This window comes from Pedobacter sp. AC379, assembly GCF_979258145.1.
The window spans coordinates 2,716,339-2,729,630 of the sequence record NZ_OZ409839.1; the positions used below are offsets into that span (position 1 = coordinate 2,716,339).

Sequence of the window (13,292 nt, forward strand, 5' to 3'; positions counted from 1 at the left end):
TTGGAATCTGATTTTACTAAAACGATTAACTATTTTGATTAAATGAATTTAATGCAGGTTGTAAATTTGCATTTTAAATGGTTTTGGATTGCTATTCGCGAAGGATGGAAAGTTTTAATGCAATTAATTAGCGTTCACTAAAAAGTAGGCAATGCGGCAGGCGTAACCTGTTGATTTTTGGTTATGCATATCGCTGATGCGAATGCTTAACTTGTGTTCGCCAGCCCCTAATTGATCGGCAAGTAGCAGGTACCAAGGTAAATGCAAGCCCGAACTCCATTGGGTGTAAAGATCGACCATTTTTTCAGCGCCATTATCTATCCGATAGTGCAGTGCGCCGGCATCGGGACCAGATAATACTGCAATTCCGACCGCATTACCTTTAAAAACCAAATCGAAAGTGCTGTTTCTGGTGGTGCTTTCTAAAACAGGGATATTTACAAAACCGGTTCTGGTATCGATGCCATCATTGGGTTTCCAGTTTTTATTGATGTTAAACGTATTTAAATTTCCGGCAGCAGTAATGTTTAGATACTGCCCTTTGGTATATGCAAATTTATCAATGATTTTGGGAATCCCTGCTGATGCTTTTTTAGTGTTTTTCTGGTTTTCTTCGAGAAAGGTTTTTATCGTGTTAAAATAAAGTTGTTGGCCAAATGGTGATGGATGAAGATCCTTAAAATCATTTTTCCAGGTAAATTCTCCGTTGGCTATGCGTTTATCTACTTCTAAAGCGAGGTTAATAAATGGCAAATGATAATATTCGGCCAAATCGCTATGTATTTTTACTTCAGCGGGGATTGTACCTTTATTAAAATCTTCGTTTTTATTTTCATCGGCAAATGCCATCAGTACAATATCGGTTTTTGGATTTTTACTTAAAGTGTGTCTGATTATGCCTTCTAACGCCCGTTTTTGGGTTTGTTCCGGTGTTCCATTCACATGGTCATTCACTGCCGATTCTACAAATAACAGGTCTACTTTTCCACTATCCAACACATCGCGCTGCAAGCGGAAAGCATGGGGTAAACTTCCTAATGATGGGATACCTGCGTTAATAAATTTAAATTTGTTTTGAGGATAGGTTGTGCTGAGGTAATTGCATACCAAACCGCGCCAGCCTTCCATATTGGTAATCGATCCACCTAAAAATGCAACAGTTACCGGCTCATTTTTGGTCAGTTTTTCGGCTGTATTGCTGCTAAAATTATTAAATGTAATAAATGAAGAAGATTCAAGTTTGTTTTGTGCAACGCTTTTAGCATTTAATGCAGTTAACAAAACCATTAAGTAAAGAAAAGAGGTTAATTTCATATCAATCAGATTAAGCCAAAAGTAATGAAATTTGTAAAGTATTATTGGATAGATTCGTGCAGAAAACTGCCATCCATTTGGTATAATTTAACGTATGTAACTATAAACCCTAATAAATTTATGAAAACGAAGATAACAACCCTTGTATTAACCTTTATATGCATTGTATGTATAGCCACTCAAGCTCAGGAAAAAGCACAAATGAAAATCCAACGGATAGAGGTAGGAAGTAAAATTCCTGATTTTATACTGAAAGATGATGCCGGGAAAGATTTTAAGGTTAGCAATTATATCGGAAAGAAAAAACTGGTAATTTATTTTTACCCGAAAGACGAAAGTAGTGTTTGCACTAAAGAAGCCTGTGCATTTAGGGATAGTTACGAAGAATTTAAATCAACTGATGCTATAATTATCGGAATAAATTCTGGAAGCCTGCAAAGTCATGCCGATTTTAAGAAACACCATAATTTGCCATTTACCCTTTTGAGTGATCCAAATAATGAAGTTTTAAAAATGTTTGGTGTTAAGGACGTAATGTTTTTAACCGGTAGAGAAACGTTTTTAGTAGGCCTGGATGGAAAAGTAGTATTCAAATTTAAAGGTATGCTTAAAGGTGATGAACATGCCAGTAGTGTGTTGGCTTTTTTAAAAAAGAAATAATTTAAGCCCTAATTATAAATGCAGATGACCATTTAAAAGCAATCTTTCACTTGAAGGGCAATTTTAAAGATAACTATTATTTGAAAAATCAGGAGCGCGATTTGGACCCTCGATGTAGGCTTGTTCCCGATTTTCATTTTGTCCAGATGAATATTCGTAGGTGGCAATCATTAGGGGCCAGGTAGCACAAGCAATGCCAAGCTGATCGGCGGGATGGATTGTTTTTAGCAAATTATTTAATAAATCCGGTAGCAGCCGTTATGATTTTTGATCAGTATGAGCCGCTACCGAAGCATTGCTAAAAGCTATTCTTGCAATAATGTATTGTGATGTTAAGCTACTTAGTTATTTCCCTACTAAGTAGTGGTTGCCAACTTTTTCTTTCTTCTAAACCTTTTTACCTGCCCCATATGTTCAGTAGGTATATTGTCGCCGAGCAATTTGCCCCAGGGTTTAAGTCCTTCAATCCGATCGAAAATAATTTTTAGTACCGCAATAAATGGAATGGAAAGGAACATGCCCGGTACTCCCCACAATGCTGCTCCCATTAATACAATCACGATGGAAATTAAGGCATTTATTTGCACCTTGCTCGATACAATACGCGGTACAAGAATGTTATTGTCAATAAATTGGATTAATGCATAAGCCGCAATAATTAACAGTTGAGTGGTAAAACCATCTTTGGTTAAAGTGGCCATTAATACGGGTAAAGCGATGGCTATAATACCACCAATATAAGGTAACAGGTTCAGTATTGCCCCAATAACGCCAATTAAAATCGCATTTTGCACTCCAAGAATTAACAAGGCTGCAGAATTCATTACTGCCACAATCGAGGTTTCGATCAGTAAGCCAATAATGTAACTTTGGATTGCAGCTTTGGTTTCGCCCAAAATCTCTGCAACTTTTTCTTTGTTTTCTTCCGAAAATACTTCGTAAATAAAATTAAGAATCAAGGTTTTGTATAACAGAATCAAGAAAGTATAAACAGGAATCAGGAACACAACACTTAAAACCCCCATTAAGCCACTCAGCGTTTGGCCAATTAATGCTTTGCTTCCATTTGCAGCATCGTTAACCATTTGCATTTGCTTTTGCGACGAGATGCCTAAAGTTGTTTGCAGCCAATGCCTGATTTCTTCTAACAATTGAGATAGTTTTTGTTTAATGCTTTCCAGGTCATCAAAAAAGTGAGCCACTTGAGAGGAGAGAAAATAAAGTATGGCCACTACCACTAAAATTCCAATAAGCATTGATAATATGATGCTTAATATTTTGGGCATTTTTCGTTCGAAACGATTGGTGAGTGGATTTAGCAGAATGGCTATTAGCGCGGCAAAGGCCAGTGGCACAAGGATATCCCTCAGCACACTCATCATAAATACAGTAATTACAAGCCCTAATAAAATTACAGGAGCCTTGATGTAAAATGGGTAAGTTTTAAGCATTTGTATATTGTTTCGTCGTTCAATAACCGTAATGTAACAAAATTGTTTTAAAGTTATGTAGATCTTATGGGAATGCAATTTCGGTTGCAGGTATCTTTTTTATTTCATTCCATTGAAATGGTAAACAATGTTAAGTTATTTTATAAATTTATCATCAATTTGTGTCTTTTTAACGGTAAATTCCCAATGAAAAATTATTTTTCAATAGTCATCTGTCTCTTCCTTTTTGTTAATGTTATTCAGGCTGCCGAAGTTGATACGGCTTCTACCTATAGCAAATCGATGAAGAAGAATATCAAAGCTGTAGTTATTAAACCTGATAGTTATAAAACCGGAAAATCTTTTCCGGTGGTTTACCTGCTTCATGGTGCTGGTGGCAATTATGCAGAGTGGGTTAAAAAAGTACCTGGAATTAAAAATCTGGCCGATCAGTATCAGTTTATCATCGTTTGCCCTGATGGAAATGTAACGAGCTGGTATTTCGATAGTCCGGTTGATCCCGAATGGAAATATGAAACCTATGTAGCCAAAGAGTTGGTAACTTATGTTGATGAACATTACAAAACCATTGCCGAAAAGAAAGGCCGTGCAATTACGGGTTTGAGTATGGGTGGGCATGGTGCGCTTTATCTGGCCATTAAACACCCTGATGTATATGGTGCCGTTGGCAGTATGAGCGGTGGTGTGGATATTAAGCCTTTTCCAAATGGATGGAATATATCAAAACGATTGGGACCTGAGGATGAATATCCTGAGCGTTGGAAACAGAATAGTGTGATTGATATGATTCACAAAATAAAACCTGGCTCGCTTGCCATTGCAATTGAATGCGGTACTGAAGATTTTTTTTATAAAATGAATGTGCGTTTGCACGATGAGCTTTTGTACAACAATATCCCGCACGATTTTACAACCCGGCCCGGTGTACATAACTGGGATTACTGGGCAAATGCCATCAAGTTTCAGAGTGTTTTTATGAATAATTATTTTAATACCAAATAATAAGGTGTTTTTTTTAGCAATAAAGAAATTTAATGTGGTGATACGCATACAGGCTGCATTAAAACTGATACATCATTTTAGATAAAAAATTAACTTTTAGATTACATACAAAATAAAGACTTACCATATTTTTGACCGTTCTCGAAATCTTATTTATAAAACAGGAAACGAAGATTTAAAACCAAAAATGAAATACTTAGTCAAAGAAATCAGTGAAGGAAACTGCGATATTACTTTATTGCCAGAAAACTTGAATGACAGAAATCTTTTAGCCGAAACTACAAAAGGCCTTCAACACGATTATCAAGAAACTATCCAGGCACATTATGAGCATGCATTAAAAAATGAAGTTCATGGTAATGCTGCATTTGTTTCCTTAAACAACGAACAAAGTAACTATCCGAAAAGAGTAAATGTGAATTATCAGATTATTTTAAGCTAACAGTCTGTTTTACTGAGCAAGCGTTTGAGGCTGTTATTTTAGTTAAGACGTTTGCATTTGAATTAATGGTCGGTGAGGAACCGACCATTAGAAAGATTTTAAAAGCATCGCGGTAAGGCTACAGGCCTAACTGAATCGTAATTGCGCGAAGGCTTTTTCAGCCTGCGAAACAATTTACAATGATCGCTTTTTGCTATTGCTTTAAAAATGCTTCGTACCTTAACAATGTCGATCGTACAATTGGTGCTTTGTGATTCATTTTTTTCTGTAGTTGAAAACGATTATTAAATAGAATTTTTCGCTAACATATAAATGTGGAGATCATTAATAATTAAAAGTAAAGCCTCCTCCAAGCCCCATATCACTATCGTAATGGGTAGAAATTGCAATGTATTTGGTAAGTATGTAGCGAAGGCCAGCGGCATATTCTTTATCGGTATTAACCATAAAATTAGCTCGTAACCGTTTAGATACCGGTATATCTTCTCTCCCAAGTTGAAACCTCAGTTTTCCATTTCCATCAATCCTGGCATCGGCAACCAATAACATGGGTAGGGTATAGGCAATACCGGCAACAATTGTTTTTCTGTTTTCTTTGTTGCTAAGCTGGCCGAACATATTACGTTCGTCACTTCCAAAGATATTTTTTTCATCAGGATTAAATTTTTTGTAATGGTAATCGAAGCCTACATAAGGAAACAGCCATTGGTTTCGTCCAATGTATCGGCCAAGCGTGGTTTCACTTTCATACCCCATCATGGCATTGGTGCCTAAATGCCACATGGTATTGAGCGACCAGCGGGTTTGTGCCAACATCAACTGACCATCGCTACCACTGCTTTCTATACCGATCCGGCCCATTGAGTGTGGCATCCTATCGTCCCAAAATAATCTGCGTTGGGCAAGTTTTGGATTTGGCAAATCAGGGTTTGGCGCAGAGTTTTCATAACTGAATACCCTGCCCATGCCACTCATCATGTGGTATAATATATGGCAATGAAAAAACCAGTCTCCGCCCGCTTCCGATGCTGCAAATTCAATGGTATCCCTTTCCATAGGCATAATATCGAGTACATTTTTCATTGGTGCATATTCGCCCTGTCCATTTATTACCCTAAAATCGTGGCCATGCAAATGCATCGGGTGGCGCATCATGCTATTGTTGTAAAGAATGATTCTTAAATTTTCTCCCCTTTTAATCAAAATCTTATCTGATTCTGAAACAGTTTTATTATCTAATGTCCACACATAACGGTTCATGTTTCCGGTAAGATCGAATTTTAAGGTTCTTAACGGCCCTTTAGGTAGAATCGTTTTTTTAGGATCGCGCAGCATGTTGTAATTTAAAGTAACAACCTTTGCAGGTTCGGTATTCATATTCATGCCCGCCATTTGGTCTGGATCATGCGTATCAGTACCATTTTCCGGCCCTGTAATCTCCGGATACATTACGGTATTCATGTCCATAACCTGATTTTGCATTTTCATGCCTTTCATTTCAACCATGTTTCCATTCATGTCCATCATGTCGTTCATCATCTTCATTCCGGCGAAATATTTTAGTTTTGGCATTTTTCCTGCTGAAACTTTTTCACCATCTCCCAGCCATAAGGAGGCCGATTTTGTCCTGTCTTCGGGGGTAACTAAAAATTCGTAACTTTTATTTTCCGGAATGGTTACCACCACATCATAGGTTTCTGATACTGCAATAATCAACCTGTCTACCTCTACAGGTTCAACATCATTTCCATCGGTTGCTACCACGGTTATTTTTCCGCCAGCATATTTAAGCCAGAAATAGGAGGATGCACCTGCATTGGCAATGCGCAACCGTACTTTATCACCCGCCTTAAATTGAGGATTACTAACTTCATTTTTCCCGTTTATCAAGAATTTATCGTAATAAACATCGCTTACATCCATCGCATTCATTCGTTTCCACTCGTTGGCCACCTTGGTTTTAAAATTGCCAGTCCGAATGGCTTCCGTATAACTCTGGGTGGTTCCTTTTTTAATGGAAAACCAATCTGTAGCTGCATGTAAACTCCTTTGTACTTCCATGGGGTTCATATTGGTCCATTCGCTCAATACCAAGGGGATGGAAGGAATATCCCACTCTTTTCTTTTTTGGATGATAAATGCGCCATACATGCCAATCTGCTCCTGAAGCCCGGTATGGCTATGGTACCAATGTGTGCCGTTCTGCACAATCGGAAACCTATATAGATGCGTTGCACCTGGTTTAATAGGCATCTGTGTCATATTGGGTACACCATCATAACGGTTAGGCAAAAAAAGCCCATGCCAATGTAAAGAGGTTTCTTCTTTTAGCTTATTGTGTACATAAATTTCTGCGGTATCGCCCTCGGTAAAGGTTAAGGTAGGCATAGGGATGCTTCCATTAACTGCGATGGCATGTTTTGATTTGCCTGCATAGGTAACCGTTGTATCTGCAACATATAAATCGTAGCGTAATGTACGGGGAGGATAGTGAGCCGGCAGGGTTTTAATCGGACCAAGGTTCGCCTTTGCATTTTTAATATTATCAAACAAAGTGGAAGGTTTGCCAATCTCCACATCACCCGTTTCTTTATTTTCCATCGCATCATGCTTTGCGTCATGTTGCATACTGGGCATATTCATGTTTTGGGTTTTGCTTTTTGCTGCACTTATCTTTTTTTCAACCAGTTTCATTCCGCATTTTGGGCAGTTCCCGGGTTTGGCCGATAGTACTTCAGGATGCATTGGGCAAGTGTATGTTATTTGATTTGGATTTTCCTGATCGGGCATCTTCATGTTTTTCATATCCTGGGCAGAAACTGCCATTGAAAAACCCATTAAAATACTAAAAATTATATTTCTCATCTATATGCTGTTCATTGTACAGCAAACCTATCGCTAAATGAGGATGGAAGTTTATATAATTTTAGGTAAATCTTATATCATTATGTGGTTTCAGGATGGGTTTATGCTTAAATTTATCAAACTGATACATGAGTACAGAAGATGAATTAATTTAGTGTTCAATTTTTGGTTTAATTGCAAAACAGCGAGCAATAGCTTCGTAAAGTTCGCTGTAATCTGCCTCGGTTTCAGAAACCCAGGCTACGATTCCATCAGGGCGGATCAGGATTGCGCCAAAGCCAAGTTGATCTTTCGCATGATTTGAAATGTATTCAATTTGAGTGCCATACTCTGCAACAAACTGTTCAAGGTTAGCATCAGTATTAAAATCAAGTAATATTGCTTTGCCTGTATGCATTAACTGTCCGATTGTTGTGCCGTTTTCCAATTCAAAATCCGGTACGCTGCGGCCGACCAATGGATGTTGAGAATCCGATTTGTAATGGGTATTAACGCCCCAAATCCTCCCTGCAAAATAGGTAGCACCATCTTTTGTGTTCATCAGATCGCGGAAGATTGCATACAATGCCTTTGCATGTGGGTTTGGTTGCATAATGGCTACCTGCGCACGCGACCAATCCAGTACCTGCTCTCCAATGGGATGTCTTTCTGTAAAATAAGTATCCAACAAAGTTTGTGGTGCCTTACCTTTAATCGTTGCTGCAAGTTTCCAACCGAGGTTCATGGCATCTCCTAAACCTAGGTTAAGCCCCTGGCCGCCCAATGGCGCGTGGATATGTGCGGCATCTCCGGCTAAAAGTATCCGTCCTTTACGGTAAGTGGTGGCTTGCCTCGCCCGATCAGTCCAGGTGGTGGCAATGTGCAATGCAGTTACCGTAACATCTGTATTTGATACTTTTCGTAACACCTGCTGAACATGTTCAAGGGTAATTGGCTTTTTTGAATGATGAAATGCACCGCCATCAAAATCTTGTATAATTACATAGCCTGGCTGAGATTGCAGATACATGCCAGTAGGGGTAACATTTCGCCCAGGACTGAGCTTTTCGGGATCTAAAAGATCAATTTTTGTCGAATAACCTGTAAATTCTGGTTCTGTACCTGCAAATTCAAAACCAGCGGTTTTACGTACTATGCTTCTGCTACCATCGCAGCCTATTAACCATTTACTTTGAAAAATTTGATCCTCTGATTGAACAGTTATACTCTCATCGGTTTGTTGGAAAGATTTTAGTGCTTTTCCGTATTCAATGGTTACCCCAAGTGTTGTTGCGCGGCGTTGCAGTATTGTTTCAAGCTCTTCCATTTCAGTTATTAAGCTGGTTTGCGTTTTGCCAGGCAATCGATATTTCCATTGTGCAGTATCGATATGACCCTCATAAAACACGATGCCTGCAAAATGCCCGCCCTGGCGTTGGGTTCCTTGTTTTAAGTGAGGATTTTTTATCTGTTTATGTAACTGAAGATCTTCAAGCAGGCCGCGCCTGTGAAGTGCTTCTATACTGGTTGCATTAAGTCCTCTCAAACCAAAAGGAAGTTTTTTCAGGGGAGAATACCGATCATCAGCTTTTTCTAAGATCAATACCGAACATTTGGCCAGTGCCAGTTCGCAGGCGAGAAAAAGGCCTACCGGCCCGGCACCTGAAATAATAACATCGTAAATTAAATTTGTATCAGTTGAGGTATGGTTTTTAATTGTTGTGCTCATCATTAAATAATTGAAGCACAAAATTCACCACTAATACCCGTTTAGCCTTGTATAAATGCGACAAAATTATTGCTCACCAGCTTTTTGCCCTTTTTTGCCTTTCGGGCAAAGGCTGCTGGTGTAGTGCCGCTGTAACGTTTAAATTCCCTGCTGAGGTGCGGTTGGTCTGTATAGCCAAACTCGTGGGCCAGGCTGGCAATGTTTGCACTTGGATTAAGCCATAACTGGTTCCGTACTTGCTCAAAGCGCATTAAGCCTGCCACATCTTTAACAGTGTAGCCCGAAGATTGCTTAAAGTTTCTTTCCAATGTACGCACTGTTGCATGTGCAGCCGTAGCCACTTCGCTTACCTGGATAGCACCATTTGCCCCCTGCATGGCCGCACCAGCTTTAAATAACAAACTGTCGGTAGCAATTCCCGATCTCAAATTCAGTAAAAATTGTTGTAAATGTTCAATAGCCTCTTTTATTCTATCTTCCTTAACAAGATCACTTAAAATAGACTGTAGCTGTGCGAGCGGATGTTCAAAAATGTGTAATTCTTCTTTGTCAGCCGATAACCCAAGCAGATCGAATACCGTCCACGGGAAACACCTGATGGCCAAAATCTCCAACTGATTTTTTGCATAGAAATGAACAGGTTGGTTGAGCAGGCCAATCATAAATGGTGATGGCAAAGGTTGTAGTTTACCATTATAAAAAGCATTGCAGCCATTTCCAAAATGAAAGATAATTTCTGCATAACCATCGGGAATTACCTCAAAACCTGATTCAATTGGCCCGAATTCTCTTTTATTGTGCCATAAACATTTTATGGTATCCTGAAGTGCTTCATAAGGTTCGAACTCTTGGTGCTGCATATCGAAAGTTAATCAATTTTGGATTGGTTTTCCAAATATTTGCCACGTTGTACATTGGCAATAGTTAGGAAACAAAAAAACCTTTCATTTCTGAAAGGTTTTTGTTCGATTTTTTGTGTACTCGGGGCGGGAATCGAACCCGCACGCCTTTGAAAGCACAGGATTTTAAGTCCTGCGTGTCTACCAGTTCCACCACCCGAGCATTAGCCTGTTCCGAAATCCTTCGGTAGGTTAACTTTAAAATAAATGCCTTCTGGTAGGAAGGCATTTAGAGCGAAAGACGAGATTCGAACTCGCGACCCCGACCTTGGCAAGGTCGTGCTCTACCAACTGAGCTACTTTCGCAAATTAATACATTGTGTTGTATTCCTTTGGGGTTGCAAATATAGAAATTAAACTTTCCAAATCAAAAAAATAAAATAAAATTTTCAATAGAGATTGTTAAAGTCTCATAATCAGCGGGATAAATATTGTGTTTTTTAATCAGTAACAAATTTTCTGCAAAAACGACTGTTCAAAGCGCATTGCTGATCCTGTTTTTTGTTACACAAACGGATCAAGCGGAAAAGTTGGGGGGAGTTAAACTCTAGGCATATATTTTCGATAATCTGAATAAGAAAAACTTAATATCCCTTACACCTCTCGATGTTGCTCTAAAGGCTTTGATCTTGGCATTGAAAGATTCTGCAGAAGCATTTGTAGCCCTGCTAATAAAGAAGTTAAGGATATACAGGTAATGCGATTGAATTGATCTGGCAACAGTCCTAAAGGAATCAATTCCGCATGCTTCGACCTTATTATACCAGATTGCCAATCTTTTAAAGGCCTGTTCCTTACTTTTGCACAACCTGAATATATCTCCCAATTTTTGGGCAATATTATATGCATTCTTTAATTTGGGATACCTTTCGAAAAGTAGCTCTGCTCTAAGTTCTTGATTCCGTGTCCATTTTGAGGGATGTTTAAACAAAAGATACCTGCTCCGCGCCAGCAATTGCTTTAAAGTATCTCCATTAGCCAACACTTCTGGATGGTAAGCAGTTTTGTTCTTTTTTGCCGTTGCGATGTCCTCATTTTCTGCATCGATAGCCTCCCAACGATACTTTATCCTAACTTCCTGAACTGCATCATAAGCCAATTTCTGAACATGGAAACGATCAATTACCCGATGCGCGTTTACAAAACATCGTTTTATGGCCAATTGCATGTTGGCAGCCATATCCATGGTTACTTCCCGCACCCGTTTTCTCAGTCTTTCCGGAATCTTTTTCAGTACAGATATAATGTTTTCGGCCACCGTACCCTTGATCATCGCTACAATAGCACCCTTTCTACCTTTGGCTTCCTTATTGGTTACAATAGTATAAAGCTCTCCATTGGATAAAGCTGTTTCATCAATACTGAGCCTGGGGCTCACATTCTTTACAAAAAGCATCCAATCATCCGCATGCCCTTTCTGATCCCAACTACTATAATCACTGATATGCTCTTTATATTGCTCCTGGAGTTGTTTGCCGTCTATTTGGAAATAATGCCCTAAATGATAGCAGCTAATGGGGTGGTTATCCAAATATTCCTTTTAAAAAAAGACCGAATTCCGTAGTCATCCGAGTCCCTTTTCTTACTAAATCCCAATCTCTACCAATGATATACCCAGTCTTTTTTACCGTCCATCTACGTCTCTTGATACGTAAGGCAACTTTTTGCCCACGAATAGGAAAATCCTGAATGGAAACTTCTGGAAGAAAGCCCTTTGATTCGAGCTCAGTTATCCCGTAACCAGAGGGAGCTACATTCTTCTCTTCAAGAAAGATCTGAAACTCTTTCGACTCTTTTTCGACTTTGAGTATTTCGAAATAATCCAGAATGCCTTCTGGTAATAAAAAACTGATAAGGATGTGTTCGGCTGGATTCAAGGGAATTTGTAATTACTATTAACTACAAAAGAAACAAATTATTCGATTACCCCCAACTTTTCCGCTTGATCCACACAAACTTTAATGATCCTGGAATTATGGCTGATGAAAAAAAATAAAACTAAGAGCAATTTTAAATTTAATTGATTCAAAAATCCTTATAAACAAAAAAACCTTTCATTTCTGAAAGGTTTTCATTCGATTTTTTTTGTGTACTCGGGGCGGGAATCGAACCCGCACGCCTTTGAAAGCACAGGATTTTAAGTCCTGCGTGTCTACCAGTTCCACCACCCGAGCATTAGCCGCTACCGATCTCCATCGGCTTGGTTAACTTTAAAATAAATGCCTTCTGGTAGGAAGGCATTTGTTTGGAGCGAAAGACGAGATTCGAACTCGCGACCCCGACCTTGGCAAGGTCGTGCTCTACCAACTGAGCTACTTTCGCATTTACAAAACTGATGTTGTCGTTTCGTTTTGGTGATGCAAATATAGGCAGATTTATATTTCTGTCAAGAGATTTCTTGTTAAAAATTTAATATTTAATTTAAATTGCTGGCTTTCAGTGCAAGTAAAATTAAATCAGTTTCAAAACCTTTTGCCTGAAGATAGTTCATCAGCTTATTTTTTCTTTTAAACGGATCATTTTCACTTAAACTCTGTGCTTTTTTAAGGGCCAATTTTTCTATGGTAAGTATGTAATCATCGTCATCGATGCTGTAAATTGCCTTTTGCAAAATTTTATCCGGTACACCTTTCAATTTTAAACCTTGTTTAATTTTAATCCGGCCCCAGTGTTTAATGTTAAATTTGCCTGATGCGTAACTTTTGGCAAACCTTTCTTCATTTAAAAAATTGTTTACAATCAGCTCGCTAATTATTTCTTCAAGTTCATCGCCGCGCATGCCCCATTCTACCAATTTATAACGTACTTCTTTCTGCGAACGCTCCTGGTAAACACAAAAACTTTCTGCTTTGGCCAAAGCTTGTTTTTTATCTAATATTACTGTCTCTTGTTTACTGCTTTTCATAATTAATTACTGAAATTCGTAAAAATTAAAGCGATTACCGTATTTT

The 13,292-nt window shown here is 38.6% G+C and carries 11 protein-coding genes and 4 tRNA genes; 3 read left to right on the forward strand and 12 right to left on the reverse strand.

From position 1 onward, the window contains the following. Positions 1 to 123: 123 nt before the first annotated feature. On the reverse strand, positions 124 to 1,314 hold the full coding sequence (locus ACZZZW_RS12235; RefSeq protein ID WP_055903953.1) for an SGNH/GDSL hydrolase family protein: 1,191 nt from the start codon (positions 1,312 to 1,314) through the stop codon (positions 124 to 126). 120 nt (positions 1,315 to 1,434) lie between these two features. On the opposite strand from ACZZZW_RS12235, the gene ACZZZW_RS12240 reads away from it, so the two are divergent. Then, complete coding sequence (locus tag ACZZZW_RS12240; RefSeq protein WP_463493736.1) at positions 1,435 to 1,974, forward strand: peroxiredoxin; 540 nt, start codon at positions 1,435 to 1,437, stop codon at positions 1,972 to 1,974. Positions 1,975 to 2,330: 356 nt separating this feature from the next. On the opposite strand, the gene ACZZZW_RS12245 is transcribed toward ACZZZW_RS12240, so the two are convergent. Next, on the reverse strand, positions 2,331 to 3,425 hold the full coding sequence (locus ACZZZW_RS12245) for an AI-2E family transporter (protein ID WP_055903956.1): 1,095 nt from the start codon (positions 3,423 to 3,425) through the stop codon (positions 2,331 to 2,333). 186 nt (positions 3,426 to 3,611) lie between these two features. Between ACZZZW_RS12245 and ACZZZW_RS12250 the strand changes: the two genes are divergently transcribed. Together ACZZZW_RS12250 and ACZZZW_RS12255 are read left to right on the forward strand one after the other, a co-directional pair. After that, complete coding sequence (locus ACZZZW_RS12250) at positions 3,612 to 4,427, forward strand: alpha/beta hydrolase (protein WP_463493738.1); 816 nt, start codon at positions 3,612 to 3,614, stop codon at positions 4,425 to 4,427. Positions 4,428 to 4,614: 187 nt separating this feature from the next. Beyond that, positions 4,615 to 4,869 carry a hypothetical protein gene (locus ACZZZW_RS12255; RefSeq protein WP_055903959.1) on the forward strand — a complete coding sequence of 85 codons (255 nt, stop codon included), beginning with the start codon at positions 4,615 to 4,617 and terminating at the stop codon, positions 4,867 to 4,869. Positions 4,870 to 5,193: 324 nt separating this feature from the next. On the opposite strand, the gene ACZZZW_RS12260 is transcribed toward ACZZZW_RS12255, so the two are convergent. The 10 genes from ACZZZW_RS12260 to ACZZZW_RS12305 form a co-directional block, all read right to left on the reverse strand. After that, on the reverse strand, positions 5,194 to 7,734 hold the full coding sequence (locus ACZZZW_RS12260; protein ID WP_055903962.1) for a multicopper oxidase domain-containing protein: 2,541 nt from the start codon (positions 7,732 to 7,734) through the stop codon (positions 5,194 to 5,196). 151 nt (positions 7,735 to 7,885) lie between these two features. After that, entirely contained in the window at positions 7,886 to 9,445 is a 1,560-nt protein-coding gene (locus tag ACZZZW_RS12265) for an FAD-dependent monooxygenase (protein WP_463493741.1), read from the reverse strand. A gap of 38 nt (positions 9,446 to 9,483) precedes the next feature. Further along, entirely contained in the window at positions 9,484 to 10,302 is an 819-nt protein-coding gene (locus ACZZZW_RS12270; RefSeq protein WP_055903969.1) for a helix-turn-helix domain-containing protein, read from the reverse strand. 118 nt (positions 10,303 to 10,420) lie between these two features. Then, a tRNA-Leu gene (locus ACZZZW_RS12275) sits at positions 10,421 to 10,504 on the reverse strand. Between the two features lie 70 nt (positions 10,505 to 10,574). Then, positions 10,575 to 10,647, reverse strand: a tRNA-Gly gene (locus ACZZZW_RS12280). 241 nt (positions 10,648 to 10,888) lie between these two features. Beyond that, complete coding sequence (locus tag ACZZZW_RS12285) at positions 10,889 to 11,872, reverse strand: ISAon1 family transposase (protein WP_463493743.1); 984 nt, start codon at positions 11,870 to 11,872, stop codon at positions 10,889 to 10,891. Further along, entirely contained in the window at positions 11,865 to 12,218 is a 354-nt protein-coding gene (locus ACZZZW_RS12290) for an ISAon1 family transposase N-terminal region protein (RefSeq protein WP_463493745.1), read from the reverse strand. Before ACZZZW_RS12290 ends, ACZZZW_RS12285 begins: the two co-directional genes overlap by 8 nt. Before the next feature lie 213 nt (positions 12,219 to 12,431). Then, positions 12,432 to 12,515, reverse strand: a tRNA-Leu gene (locus tag ACZZZW_RS12295). A 72-nt stretch (positions 12,516 to 12,587) separates the two neighbouring features. Further along, positions 12,588 to 12,663: transfer RNA gene (locus ACZZZW_RS12300), tRNA-Gly, on the reverse strand. 94 nt (positions 12,664 to 12,757) lie between these two features. Beyond that, positions 12,758 to 13,246, reverse strand: a complete 489-nt coding sequence (locus ACZZZW_RS12305; RefSeq protein ID WP_055910922.1) for a regulatory protein RecX — start codon at positions 13,244 to 13,246, stop codon at positions 12,758 to 12,760. Positions 13,247 to 13,292: the final 46 nt, after the last annotated feature.